This window comes from Larkinella bovis (genome assembly GCF_042655385.1).
Lineage (GTDB): Bacteria > Bacteroidota > Bacteroidia > Cytophagales > Spirosomataceae > Larkinella > Larkinella bovis.
The window spans coordinates 137474-163335 of record NZ_JBHSMA010000004.1 but is presented as its reverse complement, the minus strand read 5'-3'; the positions used below and the strand labels follow the sequence as shown (position 1 = coordinate 163335).

Annotated in this window: 18 protein-coding genes; 12 read left to right on the top strand and 6 right to left on the bottom strand. The window is 53.8% G+C overall.

What is annotated here, in order from left to right:
• Nucleotides 1–40: 40 nt before the first annotated feature.
• The gene (locus ACFPMF_RS14585) at nucleotides 41–1723 is read right to left on the bottom strand and encodes a S41 family peptidase (RefSeq protein WP_379846261.1); all 1683 of its coding nucleotides are present in this window, start codon (nucleotides 1721–1723) and stop codon (nucleotides 41–43) included.
• A gap of 180 nt (nucleotides 1724–1903) precedes the next feature.
• Nucleotides 1904–3946, bottom strand: coding sequence for an acetoacetate--CoA ligase (locus ACFPMF_RS14580; protein ID WP_379846258.1), 2043 nt, complete (start codon nucleotides 3944–3946; stop codon nucleotides 1904–1906).
• Between the two features lie 180 nt (nucleotides 3947–4126).
• Here ACFPMF_RS14580 and ACFPMF_RS14575 point away from each other — a divergent pair, with 180 nt between their 5' ends.
• On the top strand, nucleotides 4127–6031 hold the full coding sequence (locus tag ACFPMF_RS14575) for a pseudouridine synthase (RefSeq protein ID WP_379846255.1): 1905 nt from the start codon (nucleotides 4127–4129) through the stop codon (nucleotides 6029–6031).
• 134 nt (nucleotides 6032–6165) lie between these two features.
• The gene (locus ACFPMF_RS14570) at nucleotides 6166–6303 is read left to right on the top strand and encodes a hypothetical protein (protein ID WP_379846252.1); all 138 of its coding nucleotides are present in this window, start codon (nucleotides 6166–6168) and stop codon (nucleotides 6301–6303) included.
• 4 nt (nucleotides 6304–6307) lie between these two features.
• On the opposite strand, the gene ACFPMF_RS14565 is transcribed toward ACFPMF_RS14570, so the two are convergent.
• Nucleotides 6308–7060, bottom strand: coding sequence for a response regulator (locus ACFPMF_RS14565; RefSeq protein WP_379846249.1), 753 nt, complete (start codon nucleotides 7058–7060; stop codon nucleotides 6308–6310).
• A 304-nt stretch (nucleotides 7061–7364) separates the two neighbouring features.
• On the opposite strand from ACFPMF_RS14565, the gene ACFPMF_RS14560 reads away from it, so the two are divergent.
• The 6 genes from ACFPMF_RS14560 to ACFPMF_RS14535 all read left to right on the top strand — a co-directional run bounded on the left by ACFPMF_RS14560 (nucleotide 7365) and on the right by ACFPMF_RS14535 (nucleotide 15935).
• Entirely contained in the window at nucleotides 7365–10829 is a 3465-nt protein-coding gene (locus tag ACFPMF_RS14560; protein WP_379846246.1) for a response regulator, read from the top strand.
• Nucleotides 10808–11653 (top strand): CheR family methyltransferase, encoded by an 846-nt coding sequence (locus ACFPMF_RS14555; protein WP_379846244.1) that lies wholly within the window; start codon nucleotides 10808–10810, stop codon nucleotides 11651–11653. Before ACFPMF_RS14560 ends, ACFPMF_RS14555 begins: the two co-directional genes overlap by 22 nt.
• 174 nt (nucleotides 11654–11827) lie before the next feature.
• Nucleotides 11828–12940 carry a sensor histidine kinase gene (locus ACFPMF_RS14550; RefSeq protein WP_379846241.1) on the top strand — a complete coding sequence of 371 codons (1113 nt, stop codon included), beginning with the start codon at nucleotides 11828–11830 and terminating at the stop codon, nucleotides 12938–12940.
• 8 nt (nucleotides 12941–12948) lie between these two features.
• Entirely contained in the window at nucleotides 12949–13377 is a 429-nt protein-coding gene (locus tag ACFPMF_RS14545; protein WP_379846239.1) for a response regulator, read from the top strand.
• A 105-nt stretch (nucleotides 13378–13482) separates the two neighbouring features.
• Complete coding sequence (locus ACFPMF_RS14540; protein ID WP_379846236.1) at nucleotides 13483–13686, top strand: heavy-metal-associated domain-containing protein; 204 nt, start codon at nucleotides 13483–13485, stop codon at nucleotides 13684–13686.
• On the top strand, nucleotides 13683–15935 hold the full coding sequence (locus ACFPMF_RS14535) for a heavy metal translocating P-type ATPase (protein WP_379846233.1): 2253 nt from the start codon (nucleotides 13683–13685) through the stop codon (nucleotides 15933–15935). Before ACFPMF_RS14540 ends, ACFPMF_RS14535 begins: the two co-directional genes overlap by 4 nt.
• A gap of 106 nt (nucleotides 15936–16041) precedes the next feature.
• Here the strand turns inward: ACFPMF_RS14535 and ACFPMF_RS14530 are convergent, their stop codons facing one another.
• On the bottom strand, nucleotides 16042–16782 hold the full coding sequence (locus ACFPMF_RS14530) for a nuclear transport factor 2 family protein (protein WP_379846230.1): 741 nt from the start codon (nucleotides 16780–16782) through the stop codon (nucleotides 16042–16044).
• A 477-nt stretch (nucleotides 16783–17259) separates the two neighbouring features.
• Nucleotides 17260–18375, bottom strand: a complete 1116-nt coding sequence (locus ACFPMF_RS14525) for a Gfo/Idh/MocA family protein (RefSeq protein ID WP_379846228.1) — start codon at nucleotides 18373–18375, stop codon at nucleotides 17260–17262.
• Nucleotides 18376–18606: 231 nt separating this feature from the next.
• Between ACFPMF_RS14525 and ACFPMF_RS14520 the strand changes: the two genes are divergently transcribed.
• The gene (locus ACFPMF_RS14520) at nucleotides 18607–21051 is read left to right on the top strand and encodes a TonB-dependent receptor (RefSeq protein WP_379846226.1); all 2445 of its coding nucleotides are present in this window, start codon (nucleotides 18607–18609) and stop codon (nucleotides 21049–21051) included.
• 23 nt (nucleotides 21052–21074) lie between these two features.
• A complete protein-coding gene (locus ACFPMF_RS14515) occupies nucleotides 21075–21995 on the top strand; it encodes a DUF4249 domain-containing protein (RefSeq protein WP_379846223.1) in 921 nt (306 codons plus the stop codon).
• A gap of 80 nt (nucleotides 21996–22075) precedes the next feature.
• Here ACFPMF_RS14515 and ACFPMF_RS14510 read toward each other — a convergent pair whose 3' ends face one another.
• Complete coding sequence (locus tag ACFPMF_RS14510; RefSeq protein WP_379846220.1) at nucleotides 22076–23179, bottom strand: chorismate mutase; 1104 nt, start codon at nucleotides 23177–23179, stop codon at nucleotides 22076–22078.
• A 246-nt stretch (nucleotides 23180–23425) separates the two neighbouring features.
• On the opposite strand from ACFPMF_RS14510, the gene ACFPMF_RS14505 reads away from it, so the two are divergent.
• The gene (locus ACFPMF_RS14505) at nucleotides 23426–24637 is read left to right on the top strand and encodes a proline dehydrogenase family protein (RefSeq protein ID WP_379846217.1); all 1212 of its coding nucleotides are present in this window, start codon (nucleotides 23426–23428) and stop codon (nucleotides 24635–24637) included.
• A gap of 93 nt (nucleotides 24638–24730) precedes the next feature.
• The gene (locus ACFPMF_RS14500; protein WP_379846214.1) at nucleotides 24731–25489 is read left to right on the top strand and encodes a lipoprotein signal peptidase; all 759 of its coding nucleotides are present in this window, start codon (nucleotides 24731–24733) and stop codon (nucleotides 25487–25489) included.
• Nucleotides 25490–25862 lie beyond the last annotated feature (373 nt).

Genomic DNA, 25862 nt, shown 5'->3' with positions numbered 1-25862 from the left:
CAAAATAAAAAAGAGGGCGGAGTTGACTCCGCCCTCTTTTTTATTTGTGGGACGCGTAAGCGCCCTTCTCCAGTAATCGGGCCTGGCCGAAGAGGGTCAGCGCCTTCTGGTAGGTTTCGTCGCCTTCCGACAGGGTTTCAAAGAACTCGTTGTTGAGTCCGTCGCGGTGGCCGTTTCGCCACGCATACTGCGCAATGTATGCTTTCAGTTGCGTCTGGATGTATTTTTTCGACCGTTTGAAATCCGCATCGTTAAACTTGATCCCCTGCGCCGTCGCGTCGTCGGTCAGGCGTTTCAGCAGGGCGTCCGAAATGACGAAGTTCTTCTTGAAATGGGCAAAACCGTCTTTTTCCAGTTGTTTCCGGTGATCATTGGCGTATTCCATCGCCTGTTCCCGGATGATGTTCTTGTTATACAACTGGATCAAATACTTGGTCATGAATACCGTATCGCGGGGCACAAAGACGTCCGGCGTAATGCCGCCCGCGCCAAAAACCGTTCGGCCGCCCGAGGTTTTAAACTTGTATTTCTCGTTGTTCTTGATGCTGTCGGCGATGTAATATTCGCCACTTTTCGAACGGGCTTCGAGTTCTTTCTCGTAATCTTCGCCATGCCCCGCCGTATAGGGTTTCTGAATGCTCCGGCCACTCGGCGTGTAATACCGGGAGATGGTCAGGCGCAGTTCCGAGCCGTCGGACAGCATCACGGGCATCTGCACCAGTCCTTTGCCGAACGATCGCCGACCAACGATCAACGCCCGATCGTGGTCCTGCAAGGCTCCGGACACAATTTCTGACGCCGATGCGCTGCCTTCGTCGATTAGCACAATTACGGGACCCTCTTCAAACTGACCGGCAATCCGGGCTTTGGTCTGGCGGTCATACCGGTCATCCTTGCCGTCGGTATACACCAGCAGTTTGTCGCCGGAAATGAATTCGTCGGCCAGGCTGGTCGCTTTGTCCATGTAACCGCCGGGATTGTTCCGCAGGTCAAGCACCATTTGGCTCATGCCTTGTTTTTTCAGCGATCCCAGGGCTTTTTTGAACTCGTCGTACGTGGTTTCCGAGAACCGGTTGACTTTGATATACCCGGTTTTATCATCGATCATGTAAGCGGCATCAACGGAATAGGTCGGAATCCGGTCACGCTGGATCGTAAACGCCAGCGGTTTTTTCTCCCCCTTCCGCAGAATGGTCAGCTTAACGGGGCTACCTTTTTTGCCGCGTAACATTTTAAAAACGAGTGCGTTGTCGAGCTTGTTGCCAGTCATGTCGGTGTTGTCGACCTTGATGATCTTGTCCCCGCTCAGAATTCCGGCGGTTTCGGAAGGCCCACCCGCCATCGGCGTCACCACGTACACCGTATCTTTATAAATGTTGAATTCCACGCCGATTCCGTCAAAACCGCCTTCCAGTTGCGTCCGGGCGGCCACGGCATCCTGCGGATTCATGTAGGTGGTGTGCGGGTCCAGTTTCTCCAGCATTTTGGAAATGGAATAATCCACCAAATCCTCTGTATTGACCGAGTCAACGTAGTTGTTCTCAATCAGTTGCAATACTTCCTTAAATTTCGAATACCCCCGTCCGATGTTGTTGAGGCTTTTGCCGCCCCCAAAAAACGTAGCACCGATCAACATGCCGGCTGCCAGCGTAATGCCCAACAACATCGGCAAGCGGACGGTTGCCTTGTCGTTCTGGATTTTTTCGCGTTCAGGTTCTCTCATAAGTCGTACACGGACTAACTTCCGTGAAAAATCTAATAATAATACAGATCAGAAAACACGAACTGTCGGCTGGCCGATGCCGCCCCGTTTAGTCCGTGGGTACGTATTGCATAACGACAAAATATAGCTAAAAATGTTTGTCGAAAATGAATGTAAGCTACATAATTTATTCCACGACTCCTATTTCACCAATAAATCCGATTTCAGCGTGTCGGCCAGCTGAATATAGGTGTCTAGCGCCGACGGATTGCGGAGCGTGTCGCGGCTGGTGACGCGTTCGGGCGAGAGGCCCATCAGGATTTTTTTGATGGGAGCTTCTACCTTTTTTCCGCTAATGGTATACGGAATTTCCGGAACCTGAAAAATGGCGTCGGGAACGTGCCGGGGGCTGTATTGCGTCCGCAGGGCCTGCCGGATTTGCTGCGCCACGGCTTCGTCGAGTTCGGTGGGCGGTTCGCCGGGCTGGTCTTTCAGCACCACGAAGAGCGGCATGAAATACCGTCCGCCGTGAAGTTCCAGACAAACCACCAGGCTGTCGCTCACGGCGGGCACACTCTCGACGGCGCTGTAAATTTCGCTCGTGCCGATCCGGACCCCGTCGCGGTTGAGTGTCGCGTCGGAACGTCCGTAGATGATAACGGTTTTGCGGTCCGTAATTTTGATCCAGTCGCCATGCCGCCAGATGCCGTCGTAATGCTCAAAATAGCTGGCTTTGTACCGCTGGTTGCCGGGATCATTCCAGAAATAAATCGGCATCGACGGCATGGGTTCCAAAATCACCATTTCGCCCAGTTCATTCCGGACCGGTTTCCCGCTTTCGTCGAACGCGTCAAGCTTGCAGCCCAGCAGCCGGCACTGAATTTCGCCTTCAAAAACCGGAAGCAGCGGAGAACCGCCGACAAAGCCGCTGCAAATGTCGGTGCCGCCACTGAGCGAAATCAGCCAGACGTCTTTCTTCACCGACTCGTACACCCATCGGAAACCTTCGGGCGGCAGGGGCGAACCCGTGGAGCCAATTGTCCGCAGGTGGGAAAGTTTCGGCTGGTTGCTGAACGACAAGTCCGCCCGCATGCAGGCCAGCAAATAAGCCGCCCCCGCGCCAAAGTGGTTAATTCGCGCGCGCTCGGCCAGATTCCAGAGAACGTCCAGATTGGGGTAGCTCGCCGAGCCGTCGTACAACACCAGTGTGGCCCCGGCCAGCAGCGACGCAACCGCGTAATTCCACATCATCCAGCCGGTGGTCGAATACCAGAAATACCGGTCGCCGGGCTGAACGTCCTGGTGCAGAACCAGTGCCTTCAGGTGTTCGAGCAGACAACCGCCGACACTATGGGTAATGGCCTTCGGTTTGCCGGTGGTGCCCGACGAAAACAGAATCCAGATGGGGTGGTCAAACGGCACCGGTTCGAAGGTAAGCGCAGCGTTCGGGTAGCTCTCTAAAACCGTATTCCACAAAACCGCCGGGCTGCGCAAACCCGTTAAGGGCTCGAAATCCGGGTTCAGGTACGGGATCCAGATCACCTGTTTCAGCGTGGGCAGAGCCGCCTGTAACTCGTGCAGCGCGCCGGTTTTGTCGATGGGTTTTCCATTGTACGTATAACCGTCGATGGCCAGCAAAACCTTGGGTTCGATGGGCCGGAAGCGGTCGATGATGCTCGTGGTGCCAAAATCCGGCGAACAGCTCGACCAGATAGCCCCAAGGCTGTTGGTCGCAAGAAACGCCACGACGGCCTCGGGGCTGTTGGGCAGCACCGACACCACGCGGTCGCCGGATCGCACGCCCTTTTCGCGCAGAAACTGGGCCAGAGCGGCTACCTGTTTTTCCAGTTCGTTCCAGCTCATCGCCGTCAGCGGGCGTTGTTCCGACTGGAACAGCAGAGCTGGTCGGTCGTTGGTTCGGTGGCGGAAGATGTGCTCGGCGTAATTGAGCGTGGCACCCGTAAACCACCGGGTACCGAATAGGCCGGTGGCCGGTTTTTCAACCACTTCCTGGAAATCGGTTTGACTCTGGATGTTGAAGAACTGCCAGATGCTCAGCCAGAAATCTTCCAGATCGGTAGTAGACCAGTCCCAGAGGTCGTGGTAATCACGGAAATACAGACCTTTTTTCACAAAAAGCCAGTCCAGATACCGTTTCATCTGCGAGGAGTCAATGAGCCGCCGGTCGGGTTTCCAGAGCGGTTTTTTAGGGTCGGGGGATATGGTGGTGGTTGCAGAAGCCATTTTTTGTTATCCGAAGCGTATTTCCTGAAACGTTTTGGTCGAAATGGTGTTACCTTTCTGAACAAAGTCAGAAGTTACGGTAAAATACGCTAACTTTGCACCCCATTTCAAAATCCGTTTTGAAAGTGGCTGAAAATCAATTTAGTTAACAAGAACTACAGTAGGGATACTGCAACTTTTATGAGCAAGCGACGAGACGAATCAGAAGGCCGCCGGGGCGACAGGAAAGAAGGGCCAGGAAGGCCGGAATCAACTCCTAAATTTTACAGCAAATTCAGCAAAGATAAAGACCGCAGCGAGGGGTACGAGCGCCGGGAACGGAGCTTTGACAGCCCCCGCGGAAACCGTCCGGAAGACAGCGGACGCCGGTTTGACGATAAACGATCCGACCGTCCCCGATTTGAACGCGACGACGATCGCCGTTCTTTTGATCGGTCGGAGCGCCCACATAACGACTCGTTCCGCAGCGAAAAGCCGCGCGGGGGCCGGTTTGAAGGCGGAGGACCGCGTCGGGAGTTCGACCGGAACCGGGAGGAGCGCCCGCGTTTCAATCGGGACGATAACAAAGAATTTCGCCGGAATGACAATGACCGGTCCGACCGTCCCCATTTCGAACGAAATGATGAGCGGCCGGATCGGAACGAAAACCGCCCCAGCCGGTTTGAAGGCGGAGGACCACGTCGGGAGTTCGACCGGGATCGGCAGGAACGCCCGCGGTTTAATCAGGATGAAAACCGGGGCTTCCGCCGGGACAATGACCGACCGGATCGGAACGAACACCGGGGAGGGCGCAACACCGAATCGCACGAGGAGCGGCCCCGGTTTGGTCGTTCGGGCCAGTCGGAAGCCCGCAATGACCGGTTTGGCGGGGAACGTTCGTATGGCGAGCGTTCGCGCGATCGCGAATCCGGTGCCGACCGGCCCGAACGCCGGGAAAACCGGTTTGGCAACGAACGTGGTTATGGCGATCGTCCGGACCGTCGGGATTCTGACCGGGATCGGCAGGAGCGCCCGCGGTTTACCCGGGATGACAACAAAGGTTTTCGCCGGGACAACGACCGGTTCGAAGGCGGAGGTCCGCGTCGGGATTTTGATCGGCCCAGAGGACCACGGGACGAAAACCGGGGCTTCCGTCGGGATAATGACCGGTTTACGCCCGATCGCCCGCGCCGGGATGAAAATGACGAAGCCTACCAGCGCAAACTCGAAGACAGCCGGGAACGGCAGGTAGGCCGCTCGCGGGCACCCGAATATGACCTTGATAAATTGCGGGAAAAAGCCTTCAAAGGGCGCGCACCGCGGGACACCAGAGGTCGGAAACCGGGATCGTCGGGACGCAATGACCGGGCCGAAAAAGGAACGCGGGCGAAGGACGACGGCACGATCCGGCTGAACCGCTACATTGCCAACGCCGGAATTTGTTCGCGCCGGGACGCCGACGAGCTGATTGCGCAGGGAGATGTGAGCGTGAACGGCAAGGTGATTACCGAAATGGGGTACCAGGTGCAGCCGACCGACGTGGTGAAATACGGAAATCGGGTGCTGAATCCGGAAAAAATGACCTACGTGCTGCTGAACAAGCCTAAGGATTATATCACGACCACCGACGACCCGAACGACCGCAACACGGTCATGGATCTGGTGGCCGGGGCGACGCCGTACCGGATTTATCCGGTGGGTCGGCTGGACCGCAACACGACCGGCTTGCTGCTGCTGACGAACGACGGGGAACTGGTCGAAAAGCTGACGCATCCGTCGAATGAAATCCGGAAAGTGTACCAGGTCGAACTCGATAAACCGATCACCAATGAGCATTTCGAAGCAATTCGCGATGGCATCGAACTGGAAGACGGACCGATCAAACCCGATGATCTGGGCATCGTAACACCGGATGCGCAGGTGGTTGGCATCGAAATTCATAGCGGGCGCAACCGTATCGTTCGCCGGATCTTCGAACATTTCGGCTACGAAGTGACGAAGCTGGACCGGACGGTTTACGCCGGTCTGACCAAGAAGGAACTGCCGCGGGGTTCGTGGCGGTATCTGGACGAAAAAGAAGTGATTCGGTTGAAGTTTCTTTTGTAACCGACACTGACGCATCGGAATAGGGCGCTACGAAAGTAGGGCCTTATTTTTTGCCGTTTCGTTCGACTGACCGTTCACGAATTCGTCTCCCGGAAGGGAACTTGATCGGCTGGCCGTCGGCCTTTACCCTTTCAATGCCTGATCCGAACGGTAGCCTGAAAGGCATCGGGATTCCGGACGAACCGGGGATCTGCGGGTTGAAAAAGACTAACGAATGGCTCAATTCCGCCCCGGCACCCCGCCCGCGCCCTGATCGCTCGTTTCCGGGCTGAGCGGTTACGGTTTGGGAATTAACTGATCGAGGGTTTCAAGGCCCACCATAATCTGGTCAAACAAAACTGTGAGCTGTTGCCTGATTTCATCGGTTGTCAGGGCCGGGTTTCGCTCTAGTTTTTTCAGTTTGGCGGCCACATCCAGCATGGCCAGCGAATTCAGCGAGGAACGGAACCGGTGGGCCACCTGGTCGAATTCCTGGCGGTTGTGCTGGTCGAGGGCTTCGAAAAGTGTCTGGCGGTTTACCGGAAGATCCGCCCTGAAAAAATGGAGCAGATCCGCTAGTAAATCCTGATCACCGCCGGTTATTTCCATCAAATACGCTTGATCAACCACCGGAGGTTCGGGTTCATTGAGTTTTAAAAAGCGGTTCAGAATCACTTCCAACTGTTTTTTTTGGATGGGTTTGGCCAGAAAATCATCCATACCGGCTTCCCGGCAGCGGGGCCGGGCATCGTACTCCGGATTGGACGTAACCGCAACCACCGGAACCGTAAGCCCTAATTCTTCCCGAATCTGGCGCGTGGCTGTCAGACCATCCATCACCGGCATCTGGATGTCCATCAGAACCAGGTCGACGGGCTGCGTTTTGAGAAAATTAACCGCTTCCAGACCATTACCGACCACAACACTCGGAATTCCGTATTTACGAAGAAGGGTAATCAGAAAAGCCTGATTGATGTGATTGTCTTCAACAACCAGCACCCGAACCGCCCGCTCTGCTCCTCTAGTCTGGTGTGTAATCGGTTGATGCATGTCTGAATACGTAGAGCAAAAGTTGTATTTTATGACAAGAGTACAAATTTTTTCAATGCCTTGTTGTCTGATAATGCATATTGAGCAGTAGCTTTAGTCGTTTTATTATACACGCTATTCTGTGAATATAGTTACAATAACAGTACGGGTTTTGCCTTTTGGCAGAATTTAATAAGGATTCACCCGGGCAGAATGGCACCGGAAAACCGGGCTAGTTAGCGGAGATGAGTTGGTAATCAGTAACCCATAGCATTCCTTCGCATAAGTATCCTTCGGTCGCCTGCCGATGTTACGCTTCAATTTTATGAAATTATCGTCAACGAATCGACTTTATATCGGGATTGCTGTTGGCGTGACGTTGCTCGTTGCGCTCGGCTTCACGGCATTCCGCACCATCAGCAATCAGTTGGACGAAGCGTTCCGCGTACGGCATAGTTACCTGGTGCTGAAGCACATCAGTATTACGCAGCAACTGCTGATCGATATGGAAACGGGCCGTCGCGGGTTCCGGGCAACCAACGAAAAGCAGTTTTTGAAACCGTATTATGAAGCGGGTCAAAAAATTGGCCCGGCCTTGTTGGATGTTAAAAAGCTGGTTCAGGACAGTCCGCTCCAGACAGCCAAACTGATCAAATCCGAACGGCTCATTAATGAGTTGCTGGAATACTGGCGCGAACTCGGAATAGATGCCAGCCAGTATACCCGGGCGGATCTGATTCGCATGACCGAGGGAGAAAAAAACCGGATGGACCGGATTCGCAGGGTGTTGGACGATATGATACAAACCGAGGAGCTGCTGTTGGTAAACCGGGAAAAAGAAAGTGATATGGCCGTGACAACGGCCATCAAGGTGTTTGTTTCCGGGGGCGCTTTCCTGCTAATCCTGGCGCTCGTTATTGCTTATCTGTTTTCGTTCGAGATGAATAAGCGCCAGAAGGCCGAAGCGGAGTTACAGCAGAATCTCGACGAAATGGCGCAGATCAACCGGGTTAGTACGGAAAAAAACTGGCTGCTGACCGGGGTTGGGCTGGTGAACGACGCGATGCAGGGCGTTAGCGAATCCGACTCGCTGGCGTTGGCCGTTTTGCGTAGTATTGTCGCTTATCTGGAAGTCCAGGCGGGCGGTTTTTACTGTTACGACGAAGAAAGGCAACAGCTGGAACTCAACGCATCGGTTGCTTTACCAACTCAGGTATCGAAAACCTACGCGTTGCGGGAAGGACTGGTAGGAGAAGCGGCCATGAACCGCGACCTGACGGTGATCAATCACGTTCCGGCCGGGTATTGGTCTATTCAGTCGGGAAGCGGGAAAGCCGCAGCCGGACAGCTTGTTTTCGTGCCGCTTTGGTATAAGAAGGAGATCAAGGGTTTGATCGAGCTGGCTGTTTTTCAGCCGTTGAATCCGGCACAACTGGAGTTTCTGCAGACCATCAGCAACAACATCGCCATTGCACTGAATGCGAACGATGCCCGCCGGAAGGTCAATCGCTTGCTCGAACAGGTACAGGACCAGAAAGCCAGCCTGGAAAATCAGCAGGAAGAACTCCGGCAGTCGAACGAAGAATTGATCCGGCAGGCCGAAATCCTGCAGGCTTCGGAAGAAGAGCTGAAAGTGCACGAGGAAGAACTGCGCCAGATCAATGCCGAGCTGGAAGAGAAGAACGAAGCGGTGGAAGTGGCCCGGCAGGCGCTCGCCAACAAAGCCCGCGAACTGGAAGAAACCGGTCGGTACAAGTCAGAATTCCTGGCGAATATGTCGCATGAGTTGCGAACCCCTCTGAACAGTGTGCTGATTCTGGCCAAAATGCTGTCGGAAAACAAAGCTGGTAACCTGACCGGCAAACAGATCGAATACGCCAATGTGATTCACAAATCGGGTTCGGACCTGCTCAATCTGATCAACGATATTCTGGATTTGTCGAAAATTGAAGCCGGAAAGATCGATATGCAGGCCGAAAACACGTCGGTCAGTGAGATTATTCACGATCAGGAACAATTGTTCAGTGTGGTGGCCGACCAGAAAGGCGTTCAGTTGATTACGAAAGTCGATGAGTCCGTTCCGGCGGTTTTGTACATTGCCCGGCAGCGGCTTGAGCAGGTGATTAAAAACCTGTTGTCGAACGCCTTCAAATTTACCCCACAGGGCGGTTCAGTAACCCTTTCGTTTCGTGTCTATGGTCCGATGAAAGGATTTTCGAACGAACCGCTGACGAAAGCCCGCCAGTTACTGACCATTGCCGTAACAGATACAGGAATTGGCATTGCCCCGGAAAAGCAGCAGGTTATTTTTGAAGCTTTTCAGCAGGCCGACGGTTCAACCAGCCGGAAATATGGGGGAACGGGCCTGGGGCTATCGATCAGCAAGGAACTGGTTAAACGCATGGGGGGCGAAATGCGCCTGCAAAGCGAGGAAGGGCAAGGCAGCACGTTTACGGTTTACCTGCCGCTGCTTGAAGCCGTGCCGGATCACGCCCCGCAGCCAGTGGCACCGGAACCGGCCGGCAAACCCGAAAGCCCGGCACAGGCGCATCCGTCCAAAAACATCTTTGAACAGCATACCCTGAAAGACGATCGGCATAATCTGCACAAAGGCGACAAGGTTATGCTGATTATCGAGGATGACCCGGTTTTTGCCGCCGTGGTGCAGGACTTTGCCCGTGGGAAAGGCTACAAAACGCTGGTAGCCCTGCGGGGTGACGAAGGCATTTATTACGCCCGGACGTATAAACCGTCGGCGATTATTCTGGACATGCAGTTGCCGGTGGTCGATGGTCTGAGTGTGCTGAACTGGCTGAAGAACGACGACAGCCTGAAAGCGATTCCGGTGCACGTCATGTCGGCGGCTGATGAGCCCACGTCGGGGCTGGGCAGCGCGCTGGCCTACCTTCAGAAACCGGTCGATAAAGACGATTTGGAAAAAGCCTTCCGGCGGATCAGCGATCACTTACAGGGCCAGATCAAGCGGTTGCTGGTATTGTCGGGAAATTACCTGAACGACGACTCGCTGAACGAGGTGATCGGCGAGCGCCACGCGGATCTGGAATGCGACTATGCCGCAACCCGGGCGGAAGCGCTGGAAAAACTCCGGCAGCGGTCCTACGACTGTCTGCTGGTTGATCTGGGGGGCGATCTGGAGCAGGGCGTTCGGGAATTAAAAGCTCTGCGGGAAGCCATGCCGACCGAACCGTTGCCGGTCATTATTTACATGGATAAAGACCTGAATCCATCGGGCGAATGGGCGCTGAAGAAGCTGTCGGATGTGGTAATTCGGGAGTCGTCGCAAGCCATCGACCGGCTGATGGACGAGCTGGAATTATTCCTCTACAACGTGCAGGAAGTCGAAACGAAAGAGCTGCCCAAACCGCTGGCCCGGATCGAGGATCAGCGGTTGCAGGGGAAAAAAGTGCTGCTGGTCGATGACGACATGCGGAATGTGTTTGCGTTGAGTACGTTGCTGGAAGAACAGCAGATGAATGTCCTCACGGCGGTTGATGGGCGGGAAGCGCTGGAGCTCCTGCAGCAGAATCCGGACACGGATATTGTGCTGATGGATGTCATGATGCCCGAGATGGATGGGTACGAAGCCACCCGCAGGATTCGAAATGATTTGAAAATGACTCACTTGCCGGTGATTGCCCTAACGGCCAAAGCCATGCTGGGCGACCGGGAAAAGACCATCGAAGCCGGTGCTTCAGACTATATCACCAAACCCGTCGATAGTGGCCGGTTATTTTCATTAATGCGAGTATGGTTATCAGTAAAGGCATGACCGGATCGGTTCAGATTTCGTCTGGGGAACTGGAGGAAGTGATTCAGTTGGTCCGACAGCAGTACGGCTACGATTTTGGGGATTACGCCCGGGCATCGCTCCACCGCCGGGTGGTTCGCTGCATGCAGAAATCGGGTTGCCGAACGGCCTACGAGCTGAAGTTTCAACTCACCAACGAAAGCCGGTTTTTTGCCTGGTTTATCGAATCGTTGACGGTGAATGTAACGGAGATGTTTCGCGACCCGGGTTTTTATAAAGAGCTGCGGACGAATGTTTTGCCAAAGCTGGCGTCGTATCCGACCATTAAAATCTGGCATGCCGGTTGTTCAACGGGTGAGGAAGTTTTTTCAATGGCGATTCTGCTGCACGAAGCCGGTTTGCTGGGCCGAACCCGTTTGTATGCCACCGACCTGAATCCGGCCAACCTGGAGCGGGCGCGGCAGGGCATCGTTCCGTTACAGAGTATGAAGGACTATACGTCCAACTATATTCAGTCGGGCGGCCTGAATGATTTCTCGGCGTATTATACCGCGCGCTACGAGCATGCGATCATTCGGAAGGAATATCGTAAAAATCTGGTTTTTGCGATGCACAATCTGGCAACCGATCAGGTTTTTAATGAATTTCAGTTAGTTTGCTGCCGAAACGTGTTAATTTACTTTAACCGGACTTTACAAAACCGGGTTGTGACGTTGTTCGGGAATAGCCTGTCACCGTGGGGTTATCTGGCGCTGGGGATGAAAGAGTCGTTGCTGTTTTCGGATATGCGGCACCAGTTTGAGGCCGTGAATCCAGCCGTGCGGATTTATAGAAGAAAAAAATAATCTGAAAGCGTTGCCCAGGGGCGGGTCGCCGGTGTGCAGGACCCGGCTGCGGCCGAATACCCGGCGATCCTCCGGGCTGCGATTGAAGGAAATGAAAAAACCGTCGTTTTGACACCGAAAGAAAGTACGTCTTTTTACAGAGGCTCAACGATTCACCAAAAAAACCAGAAACGAATGGTAACAGCGGATAACTCCCCGGATATGACAATCATGCTGGTCGACGACCGGGAGGAGAACTTGCTTGTGCTGGAAGAAATGCTGACCACCGACAACCGAACATTCATTAAAGCTACCTCGGGTAACGAAGCGCTGCGTCATGCCTTGAAAAACGACCGGATCGGGCTGATCATGCTCGACGTTCAGATGCCCGAAATGGACGGTTTTGAAGTGGCCCGGCTGCTGAAGTCGAACCCTAAAACAAAAGATATCTCGATCATTTTTGTCACCGCGATCAATAAAGAAGAACAGTACATTCTGAAAGGCTTTAGCGAAGGGGCCGTCGATTACCTGCAAAAACCGCTGGACATCAACATTACCAAAGCGAAAGTGGACGTGTTTGAACAGCTCTATCACTACCAGCAGGAACTCAAGCAAACGGCGCAGCAACTCGAGACGATCAATAAGCAGCTCGAGAAGTTTGTCTACATTGTCGCCCACGATCTGAAATCGCCCCTGGTCGGGATGATTGCGGCTCTGTCATTGCTGGAAATGAGGAACGAAGAGGAAGTTGTGCCGCGCGACGAAATCCAGGAGTACGTAGGGCACTCCAAATCGGCGGCTTTTCACCTGTCCGAAATGATCAATTCGCTGCTGGAATATTCGCGGAAAAACGTGCTCCAGCAAACCGTCGAAGAGGTGGACGTGCAGGAACTGGTCGAACAGATTGCGCTATTGATTTTTCCGCCCAGGCACATTTCCATCGAGATTAAGGATAAATTACCCCGCTTAAAAACCCGGAAGATCAAGCTGCACCAGGTTTTTCAGAACCTGATCAGTAATGCCATTAAGTACAATGATAAAGCGGAAGGACGCATTGAAATCGGGTGCGCGGATCGCGGCCGCTGGTATGAGTTTTACGTTAGCGATAACGGCCCCGGTATTTCGGAAGATGAGCACGAAGCGATTTTCAAACTATTCCGGACCACGTCCAACACCGCCCAGACCGAAAGCAGCACCGGCATTGGCCTGTTTATCCTGAAAATGCTCGTGGAAGAACAGGGAGGGCGCATCTGGCTGGAATCGAAGCTGGGGCAAGGAACGACCTTTTATTTTGACTGGCTGAAATAAGCACGTATATGGAACCAACGATTACCTTTTATGTGGTAGAAGACGATCAGACGGATTTTAATTACATTGATCGGGCGATTCACGAAATCCAGCCGGACCTGAAAATCCGGCGTTTCCTGCACGGCGCGGCCCTGCTGGCGCACCTGCAAACCATTACGCCGGATGCGTTTCCGTCGCTGATTATGCTGGATTTTTACATGCCGGTGCTCGACGGTCTGAAAACGCTCCGGCAACTGAAAGCCAACGAAAATTTCCAGCAGATTCCGGTGGTGATGTGGTCGGGTTCGTCGCGCCCCGAAGACATCGAACAGGCGTACCGGCTGGGGGCGCGGGCGTTTCACACCAAACCGGTTTTGTTCGAAGACTGGCAGGAGCAACTTCAGACAACGCTGCGCTACTGGCTCAGAACCGTAGAACTGCCCCACCTGGCCGAATAGCCGAAAACCGCCGTAACACAATTCTGTACCAGTGATCCGGAATTCTGTAACAACGGATCGTGTTCTATCCCTGATCTTTGCAGTATCAATTTATAGAATCTGATCATGGAAAAGTTAACATTCAAAACCAATATCAAGTGTGGGGGGTGCATCGCGACGGTCACGCCTTTTTTGAACAAGGCCGTCGGCGAAAACAACTGGCAGGTCGATACCCAGAATCCGGATAAATTGCTGACCGTCGAAGGAGCAACCGCCGATCTGGTGAAAGAAGCCGTACAGGAAGCCGGTTACAAAGCCGAACTCGTATGAACACGCCAGCCGTAGCCGGACAAAGGGGCCGCTCCGGCACGATGTCGGTGCGGAAAATATATCCCGTCCTCGAAATGAGCTGTGCGGCCTGTGCCGTCAGCGTCGAGTCGATGCTCAAAAATACGCCGGGTGTGACTGACGCGGGCGTTAATTACGCCAACCAGCAGGCCTGGGTGGAATACGACCCCAAAACCGTTACGCAGCAGGGGTTGCAAAATGCCGTTCGCTCCATTGGCTACGATCTGGTGATCGACGCCGAAAACCCGCAGGAGATGCAGGCCGAAGCGCAGCAACGGCATTACGAATCCCTGAAAAAACGCACGATTGGGGCGGCCCTGCTGTCGGTGCCGCTGATGGTAATCGGGATGTTGTTCATGAACATGCCCTACGCCAACGAAATCATGCTGCTGCTGTCGGCGCCGGTGGTGTTCGGGCTGGGTCGGTCGTTTTTCGTCAATGCCTGGAAGCAGGCCCGGCACGGCCAGACCAACATGGATACGCTGGTTGCCCTGTCGACCGGCATCGCTTTCTTCTTTAGTGCGTTCAATACGGTTTTTCCGGAATTCTGGCACCAGCGCGGTATTCACCCGCACGTCTATTTCGAGACGGCCGCCGTTATTATTACCTTCATTTTGCTGGGTAAACTGCTCGAAGAACGGGCCAAATCGAACACCTCCTCGGCGATTAAAAAGCTGATGGGGCTGCAACCCAAAACCGTCCGTGTGGTCGAAAATGACGTCGAGTCGGAGATTCCAGTGGCTTCCGTTCGGGTGGGTCAGGTGATTGTGGTACGGCCCGGCGAGAAGATTCCGGTCGATGGCCTGGTGGTTGCCGGGACGTCGTTTGTCGATGAAAGCATGATTTCCGGAGAGCCCGTTCCGGTGGAGAAAAAACCGGATCAGCGCATTTTTGCCGGAACGATCAACCAGAAAGGCAGTTTCCGGTTTCGGGCCGAGAAAGTCGGGGCCGATACGGTGCTGGCGCAGATCATTCGTATGGTCCAGGAGGCCCAGGGTAGCAAAGCGCCGGTGCAGAAACTGGTTGATCGGATTGCCGGTATTTTCGTGCCGGTCGTCATCGGAATCGCGGTTTTAACGTTTGTCGTCTGGTTGCTGGTTGGGGGCGAAAACGCCTTTGCGCAGGCCCTGCTGACCTCGGTAACGGTGCTGGTCATTGCCTGCCCGTGTGCGCTGGGGCTGGCTACGCCAACGGCCATCATGGTCGGCGTGGGCAAAGGGGCCGACAACCAGATTCTGATCAAAGATGCAGAAAGCCTGGAACTGGGGCATCAGGTGAGCGCCGTTGTGCTGGACAAAACCGGGACGATTACCGCCGGCAAACCCGCCGTCACGAACCTGGAATGGCAGGAAACCGGCGCGGAACAACAGGCAACGGTTTTATACGCCCTGGAAAGCCAGTCCGAGCATCCGCTGGCGACGGCCGTGGTGGATTACCTGGCGACGTTATCAGTGAAAAGCCAGCCGCTGGCGTCCTTCGAAAGCCTGACGGGTCGTGGTGTTGAAGGGCGTTTTGAAGGGATCAGGTACGTGGTTGGAAACCGGCGGTTGCTGGATGAACGCGGAATCCCGGTGAGTCCGGCGGTAGAACAGCGGGTGAAGCAATGGCAACAGGAAGCCCGGACGGTGGTGTATTTTGCCAATGATAAAACCGTACTGGCTCTCATTGCCATCGCCGATCCGATCAAGGAAACGTCACGGGCGGCCATCCAGACCCTGAAAAACCGGGGCATCGCGGTGTACATGCTGACGGGCGATAACCCGCAAACGGCCGGAGCGGTGGCGAAAGCTGTGGGATTGACCGATTTTCGGGCCGAAGTCATGCCGTCCGACAAAGCCGATTTCGTGAAAGAACTGCAAAACCGGGGTGAGGTGGTGGCCATGGTCGGCGATGGCATCAACGATTCGCAGGCGCTGGCGCAGGCCGATGTCAGCATCGCCATGGGCAAAGGCTCGGATATTGCGATGGATGTGGCCCGGATGACGCTCATTACGTCGGATTTGGGCCGGATTCCGAAAGCGCTGGAGTTGTCGCACCGGACGGTGCAGGTGATTCGTCAGAACCTGTTCTGGGCGTTTATTTACAACCTGATTGGGATCCCGATTGCCGCCGGTATTCTGTATCCTTTCAACGGTTTTCTGCTGAATCCGATGATTGCCGGGGCCGCCATGGCACTCAGTTCGGTGTCGGTGGTCAGCAACAGTTTGCGATTACGGGGTACTAAATTGTAGCAGACCGTCAGAGAAATGTATTGATTCTGAGGCAATCAGCTTGTAGCTATTCTCTTTTCAGACAAAAAGAACATCAGCCCACGGTTTCGGCCGTGGGCTGGTTTTGTTACGGCACGATTTGCTTCACCTGCCACTGTTCCACAATCAGACCCGCCTTCAGCCGGAAAACGTCGTAAAACGTAGCCGGTTTTTCCCGGAACGGCCCTTCTGACTGAACGACTACGAAATTGCCTTCGCCAATCATCCGGTGGATTTTCCGGGCCGCAAAACCGCCGGTTGTGGCCCGCACGGACTCGGTTAAGCCGTCTAAGCCGTCGGCAATGGCCGGGTTGTGCTGAATAAGGTTGGGAGCCACATAGTCGGGGAGGAGATCCCAGGCCTGCGGCAGCAGCACCCGCTGAAAAAAATCACCGACCATTTTCTTATTGCTATCCGTTAAACTAAAATCCTCGGTTTCACCGGGGCCGTCCAGCATCGAATGGCCGTTCCGGCTGGTTTCGGGCTGGTCTTCCATCGCATCCCAGTGCTCAGCAATCTGCCCGTTATGCAGCCGGAACAGATCGACGACAACTTTTGACTGGCCGCCCAGACTGAACGCCATATGGGTAACGACAAAATCACCTTCCGCAATGAGCCGCATGAAGGGTTGGGTGGAGGAGGCCGGTTTGGGGAGCTGTTTCATATAAGCCAGCGCTTCGAGCAGTCCGGTTTTTCCCGGTTTGACCAACGGACTGTGCTGGATGTAATCGTCGGCAATGAGCTGATGGGCAAACTCAAGGTCGCCGTTGGCGACGCAGCGCCGGTAAAAATCACGAATGAGGGCTTTATTATGTTCTATAGAAGGCATCGTTGAAATCGGGTTGAAAGTTGTCGGAAAACCTGATAGGAGCAGGAAAGCCGTTGCGCACAGCAAAGCCCGGATGAAACCGTTCATCGTTGTAAGCACTAAAAAGAGAAATTAATCACTGGACGGACAAGGGCATGCTAGCCATCGTCCTGAAAAGAAGCGCACCAAAACCGCCTACCGGTTTTGGTCGGGATGTTTGGTGGCCGAAGCGAGGTATGTGAGAAGCCGTGTTTTCAGTATGACAAAGGTAGAATACGACGGCATGGAATGCAAGGTTCCATACCGTATCCACAGTCGGCGGGCCTAAGGAGCGGGAGCGTCACGGCAAATTCCCCGTTGGTGTTGCCATCATCGCCGAATCTGCAAGGTTTCATTAAATACTTGAAAAGCAAGTGGTTTTCCAGTGGCGATCACCAGGGGTTGAACGCTTAACGTTTCAATGTGGCAACTAGGGAGATGGGTTGCGTGGGCATCGCCTTACGCCCGATGCGCCAGCCGGTCGGCTTCGACGGCAGTCAGCAACGAAACCAGTCCGTTCTGTTCGGTGATTTTTCGGTGCGTTTCGGGGTACCGGATATAGGCCGTCTGGTCGCGGAACATAGACCGGAGCAGTTCGCCGTAGAGGTGCATTTTGTTGTGGTCGTAACCGTACCGGATTTGTACATTCTGGGCCACGTCAAACTCCTTGTTCCGGCCCCGGGCCGACCGGTCTTTGCCGCCGTAATTGTTTGTAATGTCCAGACTGGCACCCGGAAAAAGGTCCATCAGCGCCCGCGTTCCGGCGTCGTCCACCAGCCCCCGGATCACGGCCTGCGTTGGCACCCATTCATGAAGCGTGATGTCGCCCCGCTCGAACAGCAACCGCATTTCCTGCCGGTCCATTCGCCCGACCTGCGTAAAACCGTGGTAGAAGTTAACCAGCGAATCATTGTACCGAACCGTCGCCTGAACCTGGTCTTCCAGGTCGGTGCCGGGGCGTTTACAAACCTGGGCAGCCTCCACTTTTCCGGCTCCCAGCCAACCGGTGAACAGGTCGAAGAAATGAACCCCGTGTTCGATGAAAATACCGCCACTCAACTCGCGGTTCCAGAACCAGTGCTGGGGCGAAAGGCCTTCGTCCCCCGCGTAGTTCTCAAAATAACCGTGCAGAAACTCGCCGAGTATTTTCCGGTCAACCAGACTCTTGATTCGCTCAAATAGAGGGTTATACCGTTGCATCAGATTCGTTACCATCAACAGCCCCCGGCTTTCGGCAAACGCGACCATTTCGCGGCCCTGCTGTTCATTGGTAGCCAGCGGTTTTTCGCAGATGACGTGCTTTCCGGCGCGCAGGGCCTGCATCGACTGTTCATAATGCAGAAAAGGGGGCGTGGCAATGTAAACAAGATCGAGATCGGGCCGGGCAAGTAGCTCGTCAATGGCGTTAAAATGTTGGGCACCGAACCGATTGGCGGCCCGGGTGGCTTCTTCGCGCTGCGAACCGGCAATACCGATCAGTTTAACGTGAGGAATTTGCAGAAAGTGCTGTGCGGCAAACAACCCAAAACCGCCAAAACCGATAATGCCTAGACCAAGTTCTTTCAATTCACTCATGATGCGTTTAGTTATCTGGTATAAAAACAAACTATTAAGGGGCCGAAACTGTTGCAGTGACTTAGGCTTGGATCATTGAATGCTACGGATTTGTCTAATCACAAATGCCTTTCGGGGCAGGATATTGGCGGTTCATCATTTTTTTGTCCTACGGGATGAGGGGAACTCCGACCTTTGCTGTCGTTCAACAAATACGCCATCTGCGCAGAGTAATTCTGCTATAACCAACTTATGAAACAGTTCTTACATTTATTAATGCTGGCCCTGCTGGCCAGCCCGTTTGCGCGGGCGCAGGAAAGTCCTGAGCCAGCCACCCGACGAACGACCGGACAGGTAACCGTGAGTGGGTATATCAAAGATGCCGCCAACGGCGAAGGGTTGATTGGGGTTTCGGTGTTCGTGAAAGAAACCAGTTCGGGGGTGACGACCAATTCCTACGGTTTTTATTCGCTGACGCTGCCGGCCGGAACCTATAATCTGGTGTATTCGTATGTCGGATTTTCCAAACAGAACCGTACCGTCGATCTGACCGGCGAAAATGTCCGGCTGAATATCGAATTACAGGAAGAAGGCCGGGAATTGCAGGAAGTGACGGTTTCGACCAAACGCGAAGACGACAATGTGAAGAGCATTGAAATGAGCGTCAATACGGTGGAAATGAGGACAATCCAGAAAATGCCCGCCTTGCTGGGCGAGGTCGATGTGATTCGCAGCATTCAGTTGCTGCCGGGCGTTTCGACAGTGGGCGAAGGGGCGACGGGCTTCAACGTCCGGGGTGGGAACGTCGATCAGAACCTGGTGCTGCTCGACGAAGCGCCGGTGTACAATTCCTCCCATTTGTTTGGTTTTTTCTCGGTGTTCAACCCCGATGCTGTCAAGGATGTAAAGCTGATCAAAGGCGGAATTCCGGCTTTGTACGGCGGGCGGATTTCGTCTATCCTGGATGTTCGGATGAAGGAAGGGAACTCGAAACGAACAACGGTTTCGGGCGGAATTGGCTTGATTTTTAGCCGTCTGACGCTAGAGCAACCACTTTTCAAAGATAAAAACGGTCAGTCCCGGGGGTCGTTCATCATTGCGGGTCGCCGGTCGTATGCGGATATTCTGGCCAAACCGTTTCTATCGGGCGACCTGAAAGGCTCCCGGTTTTACTTCTACGACCTGACGGCCAAAGCCAATTACCGGATTAACGACAAAAACACCATTTACGCATCCGGTTATTTGGGCCGCGACGTGTTCGGGGCGGATTTTGGCTTCAACTGGGGGAACACGACCACCAGCCTCCGCTGGAACCACGTGTTCAGCGACAAACTCTTTCTGAACACGACCGTCTATTACAGCAATTATGATTACCTGCTCGACAGCGATTTGAAGCGGAAGAACCCGAACGACTTTTTTAACTGGAAGTCGGGAATTGTCAATTACAGCGTCAAGCCCGATTTTACACTGTTTCTGAAAAATAACACGCTGACGTTCGGGGGGCAGGCCATTATCAACGACTTCCGGCCCGGCGAAGCCAACGCAGCCAGTGGGGGTGATGTGCGGTCGTTTGGGCTCGAAAACAAGTACGCGATGGAAAGCGCGCTCTACATTGGCAATGAGCAGCAGGTTTCTCCGCGGCTGCAACTGCAATACGGGCTGCGGTATTCGTTTTATAATTACATGGGTCCCGGCGAAGCGTATGAGTTTCAGACGAATGTGCCTCCCAACCAGCGCCGGTTTCCGGTCAAAACCATCGACTATGGCCGGAACGAAACCATTCAGACCTACGGCAACTGGGAGCCCCGGTTTTCGGCCAAGTATGAGTTGAATCAAACAAGCTCCCTGAAAATGAGCTATAACCGGCTGGCTCAGTACCTCCATCTGATTTCGAACACGACCGCTTCGACCCCGCTGGATGTCTGGACGCCCTCGACCAATAACATCAAACCGCAGATTGCCGATCAGGTCGCCGGGGGGTATTTCCGGAATTTCGGCCCGACCGGTTCCGAGTTTGAAGCCTCGGTCGAGGTGTATTACAAGTGGCTCCAGAACCAGGTGGATTACATCGACGGGGCCGACCTGCTGCTGAACAAATACCTGGAAGGCGACCTGCTGAACGGCAAAGGACGGGCCTACGGGGCTGAATTTTACGTGAAGAAGAACCGGGGCGACCTGACGGGCTGGTTGAGTTATACCCTGGCCAAAACGGAGCGGTTTGTCGAAGGCATCAATAACAACCGCTGGTTTCCGACGCGCTTCGACAAGCGGCATACGCTGAATGCGGTTGCGCTGTATGAGCTGAACAAACGCTGGAGTTTCTCGGCCACCTTTGCTCTGGCTTCCGGCACACCGGCCACTTTCCCGACCAACGGTTTTCTGTTTCAGAACCGCCTGGTGGGCATCGTTAACGGACGGAACAATTACCGCATTCCGCCCTACCACCGTCTGGACCTGTCGGCGACGCTCGAAAACCGGAAGAAAAGGCCGGAACAGAAGTGGGAGAGCAACTGGGTTTTTTCGGTATACAACGCCTACGCCCGGAAAAATCCGTTCTCGGTCTTTTTCCGCCAGGCCGAAGACAAACGAACCGTGACGATGAACGGCGAGTCGGTGCAAATACCGGTCGCCGAAGCCATCCGGTATTCCGTATTCGCCACAGTGATTCCATCGGTGACGTATAATTTCAAATTCTAACGTATCTGCACCCTCTTAAAACCATGAAAAACACTCAATTATGCGGTTTTTCGATTATTCATATCCTGCTGCTGGGATTGCTTGCGCTGGGGCTGGCGTCCTGCGAACAGGCCATTGATATCAACCTGACTACCGGGCCGACGCAGTTAGCCGTCGATGGCTGGTTAACCGACCAGCCTGGTCCGCAAACCATCAAACTGACCCGTACAACCGGCTATTTTGATGCCGCCCAACCCCCGGCGGCTTTGGGAGCCACGGTCATTGTGGCCGACGAAGACAGTGTGATTCACGAATTTGTGGATGTAAAGGGCAACGGTAACTACGTCTGGACACCCAAAAACGGCGAGAAGTTTGGGAAAATCGGAAAACGATACCTGCTGGGAATTCGGTATGAAGGGCAGGAGTATTACGCCATTTCGCAAATGCAGTCCGTTCCGCCGATCGATTCGCTGGTTTTCCGGGAAGAGAAGCTCAATCCTTTTTCCAACGAGACCGGTTTTCGGGCGGAATTTTACGCAACCGATTTGGCCGGCCAGCCCGATTATTACTGGATTAAGACCTACCATAACGGCAAATTGCTCGACGGGACCAGGGACTTTGTGGTTTCGTACAACGGCTCGTTTAACGGTTCGGCCGATACGGATGGCCTGCTGTTTATCCGGCCAATCCGGTGGTCGATCAACATCAGTGATCTTTACCGGAGAAACGATTCGGTACGGGTCGAACTCTTATCCATTACGCCGGATGCATTCTATTTTTTCCTGCAACTGAGCACCCAGATCAACAACGGCGGTTTGTTTGCCACTCCGCCCGCCAACGTGCCGACCAATATTCAGAACCGGAACCCGGACGGCCCGAAAGCAGTGGGTTTCTTTGGGGTCTCGGCCCTGCGCAGCATCAGCGCGAAGGTAGAAGACGCGAACATCCGGCCGAGCGAGGAATAACCGGGGGAAAGCGTTTGGGTCCAACAAAAAAGCCCTCTCCGAGATCGGAGAGGGCTTTTTTGTTGGACTAGGCACGTGATTTAGGCACTTTGCTCGTTGCTGTTCATCACTTCCGTTTGCTTCCGGATCGACTCCATGTGGATGATCTTGAAGATTTCTTCTACCAGTTCCGGATACAGGCCCATTTTCTGACCCTGTTTAGCGCGGGTTTCGTGGACTTCTTTCCAGCGGTCGGGTTGGAAGATGGTCACGTTGTTTTCTCGTTTGTATTCCGCCAGTTTTTCGACCAGGCTCATCCGGGCGGCCAGCATTTCAACAATCTGCCGGTCCACGTTATCGATTTTGCTCCGGATTTGCTCAATTGCGCCCTGGAATTCGATATTTTGCGAATCCACCTTGCGGATGTGCAGGTGCTCCAGCATTTCACCGAAAGCCGCCGGGGTCAGTTGCTGAGCCGCGTCGCTCCAGGCGTTGTCCGGATCGATATGCGATTCAACGATCAGACCGTCGTAGTTCAGATCCATCTGCATCTGTGCCAGTTCCTGCAGATACGCGCGTTTGCCGGCCATGTGGCTCGGATCGCCGATGATGGGCAGGTTCGGGAACGTCGATTTGAGTTCGATGGCCATTTGCCACAGCGGGACGTTGCGGTATTTAGACGCTTCACCCGTTGAAAAACCGCGGTGGATAGCCGCCAGTTTGGTAATACCAGCACCAGCAATCCGCTCAAAAGCGCCAATCCACAGGGCCAGATCGGGGTTCACCGGGTTTTTCACCAAAACCGGCACATCCACTCCGCGCAGGGCGTCGGCGATTTCCTGAACGTTGAACGGGTTTACCGTCGTGCGGGCACCCACCCACAGAATGTCAACACCATATTTCAACGCCAGTTCAATGTGCTCGGGGGTGGCTACTTCCACGGCAAACGGCAGACCGGTTTCCGCTTTGGCGCGCTGAATCCACGGCAAAGCCGCTTTCCCCATGCCTTCAAAGCTACCAGGGCGCGTACGGGGTTTCCAGACGCCGGCCCGGATGACATGAACCGCGCCCAGTTGGCTCAACTGGCGGGCGGTTTCTACTAATTGCTCTTCGGTTTCGGCACTGCACGGCCCGGAAATGATGAGCGGTTTTCCGTTCGTCTCTACCCAGCTATTGAGCGGCAGGACTTCTAAACTTGGCTTCATACTGGTACTCTATTCGTGTGATTACTCCTATTACTCGATCGGGAACTTTTTATTAAATTTTTTTACTATATTAGCTGTAGTTACAAGTGTTTTTTCCGTTAACTTTACAACCCTTTTGCGCTGACAACAATACCCGGTTAAAACAAGTTTAGCATTCAGGGTAGGATTACCAAAAACAAGTTTTAACTTTCGGGTGTCAAGTTGGTGCATCAGACAGTGATTATGTCAAACCGAAGTCCATCTTCTATGCCAACGATCGTTCAACGGGCCGCTACTGCTAAGTCCGTCTCGTTTGAAGACACGTCGATTGCCTTCTCCTCCCAGTCTAACGGGAAACTTCGTAAAACGTATTGGATGTTTGCGTTGATGAACCGAGGTTGGCTGGTAAATTTAGGCACTTTTTTTATCAAACTGGCATTCAAACTTCAACTTCCCGTAAAAAAACTCATTAAGAGTACTATTTTCGAGCAGTTTTGTGGGGGCGAAACCATCCTTGATTGCGAAAAAACGATCCAAAAACTGCACCAGGGGCACGTTGGTACTATTTTGGATTATTCCGTTGAAGGAGAAGACAGCGAAGCTTCTTTCGACGAAACCGTACTGGAAATTTTACGGACCATCGAGCGTGCCAGCCAATCGAACGATATTCCGTTTTCCGTTTTCAAAGTTACCGGCATTGGATCCGCCGAATTACTGGAAAAAGTTCAGAACGGCGATCGCCTGACGGATGAGGAGCAGGACGCCTACCAACGGGTCCGGCAACGGGTCGATACGCTCTGCCGTCGGGCCAGCGAACGCAGCGTCCGGATTTTTATCGATGCCGAAGAAAGCTGGATTCAGGATACCATCGATGCGCTGGCGTACGAAATGATGGACCGCTACAACCACCAGCAGTGTATCGTCTATACTACCTACCAGTTATACCGGACGGATAGCTTTAGCAACCTGAAGAAAAGCACTGCAACGGCCCGTTCCAAAGGCTACATGCTGGGGGCTAAGCTGGTCCGGGGGGCGTATATTGAAAAAGAACGCATCCGGGCACACGAAGGCGAATACCTGGATCCGATTCACCTTACGAAAGAAGAAACCGATCGCGATTTCAACGAAGCGGTGGCGTTTTGCCTTGAAAACCGGGATACCGTATCAATCTGCCTCGGAACGCACAATGAATACAGTTGCCAGTATTGCATCAGTGCCATGCAGGAATTGCGGATTGCACCGAATGATTCGCACATCTGGTTTGCCCAGTTATTGGGAATGAGCGATAACATTTCGTATAACCTGGCCAACGCCGGGTACAACGTCGCGAAGTATGTGCCTTACGGGCCCGTGGAAGCGGTGATGCCGTATCTGTTCCGCCGGGCGGCCGAAAACAAATCGATTGCCGGACAGAGCAGCCGTGAATATCGGCTGGTGAAAAAAGAACGGTTGCGTCGGAAAGGCTGTCAAAGCAAGTAGATTGCCCGATTTTGGGAGCTTTAGGCTCCAAGACCTTCACCCGGTTGGCCACCCACCACGTCAGACCAACCGGGTGATTTTATATTATAAGTTATGGTAAAGAAAAGTCCGCTTCAGTTTTTTGTCTTGAGCCTGTTTTTGATCGCACTGGATCAGACGGTTAAATTACTGGTGCATTTCAATATGGAACCGGGTTTCGCTGGTCAGATCCGGCTACTGGGCGACTGGCTTAAATTACATTATGTTCTCAATCCGGGCATGGCCTTCGGGATGCAGTTGGGCCATGAATACGGTAAATTGTTACTGAGTCTGTTCCGGCTGGTAGCCATGGTCGGCATTGGCTGGTACCTGGTGCATCTGGCGCACCGGGGCGCTCCCAACGGTTTGTTGTGGGCCATGGCGATGATTCTGGCCGGAGCCGTTGGCAACGTGATCGATAGCACGTTCTACGGCGTTTTTCTCGATAATGCACCGTATGGCTCCACCACGCCCTGGTTTCATGGGCAGGTAATCGATATGATTTTTGTGGATGTCTGGGAAGGATTCCTGCCCGACTGGATTCCGATCTGGGGGGGGCAGTATTACTCAACGCCCATCTTTAACATTGCCGACTCCTGTATTTTTGTCGGGGTGTGTATCATTCTCTTCTTCCAGCGCCGGTTTTTCCGCGAGCCGCATGATGAGGATGATTTCCTGCCCGATCATCCTTCTCCCGAAGAGGCTTCGGTGCTTCCCATGAGCGAACTGGAAGGGGATTCGCCCGCGGAATCAGCTCATAAAGACCCGGACCCGGTTTCCACGGATGATCCGCAGACTAGCCAGCCGCGCACCCGCACGTCGACGGATGAATAGAGAACGAGCGCTTTTGTAACCCGGTTTTATAAAAAAGTCCTCCCGAAACACCTGGTTTGGGAGGACTTTTTTATCACTTCGTCCGTCCACGAACGAAAACGCCTGCATCGAATCGACCCGTGGGCCCGTGCGGGAGACGGTAAAGGATGCTGATCGGGTCCGCTAACCTATTCCCTCTTTTTCGGCTTCCAGCACCTGCCGCGGCCTTCCCCGCTGGCTGGCTAAGCGGGCCAGGAGTCGGCCTCCCCAAAGTCCGGCCCGAAGGAGGGGTTAAATTCGACAACTTCCGTACTATCAGTTTATAATAGTTTTGCTTTTGCTTCCAAAATTCCCTATCTTTGCGCTCTGATTCGCGAAAAGTGCCTTTTTAAAG